Source organism: Campylobacter sp. RM16188 (assembly GCF_012978795.1).
GTDB lineage: Bacteria > Campylobacterota > Campylobacteria > Campylobacterales > Campylobacteraceae > Campylobacter_A > Campylobacter_A canis.
Genome location: NZ_LIWQ01000040.1, coordinates 1 through 806 on the forward strand (window position 1 = coordinate 1; position 806 = coordinate 806).

2 protein-coding genes are annotated in these 806 nt (G+C 34.0%); both read left to right on the forward strand.

Going from position 1 to position 806, the window contains the following annotated elements; translation table 11 throughout:
• A partial coding sequence (locus CDOM16188_RS11090) for a hypothetical protein (RefSeq protein ID WP_172202207.1) occupies positions 1–292 on the forward strand: 292 nt, incomplete at its 5' end.
• Positions 293–303: 11 nt separating this feature from the next.
• On the forward strand, positions 304–806 hold a 503-nt coding region (locus CDOM16188_RS11095), incomplete at its 3' end, for a DUF2303 family protein (protein ID WP_172202209.1).

Genomic DNA, 806 nt, shown 5'->3' on the forward strand with positions numbered 1-806 from the left:
CGATATAGATGTCTTAATAGATGCCTTAAAAAGTTTAGGCGCAGGAGCTTTATTAGCACAAGCGGCCAATAATTTAAAAGATGCTGTTTCAGCCGTGCAAAGCACAAATAAAGCAGCAAGCATCAATATAAAGATAAATGTTAAACCTGATCCAAACTCATCAGGCGAAATTATAGTTTTTGGCACAACTAGCGCCAATCTACCAAAAGAACCTATAAAGGCTAGGTTTTATGTTTCTAACGACTTTTTGCCTGTTAGAAATGCACCTAATCAAATGCTTTTAAACATGTAAAAGGATAAAAAATGCAAAAAGAGATTAATGATTTCGTTATTCCAAGCGTATCTATAGACGATGACAAAAGAGCCTTAATAGTGCATAAAGATTATGATGTTATCGAAGCTCTACTAAAAGAGCCTCTTAGAAATCAATACTCAATCCATGCTCTTGATGTAAAAAGCTTCGTGGACTTGGTAAATGAGTATAAAGAGGAGAATTCAAAGTTATTCTTTGATGATAAAAAAATAGAGTGCGTAATTGATTTTAACACCAAAGAAAAAGCGGAATTTAAAGACAAGAGAATAACCCTAGGACTTGGCGTTACTCCTTTTTATTCTGCTTTTAATCAAAATATCGACAAGAATTTAAGTCAGCGCGATTTTGTCTTTTTTCTCAAATCGCTCTTTAGCTTTGTAAAAGAAATTGACGGCAAGCCAAATGACAATATGGATGTAATAGAGATTGCCGAAAGCCTACAAGCCGTTAAGAAGTTTGATAGCGTTCAAAAGAATACAAGCTCAAAAATAAG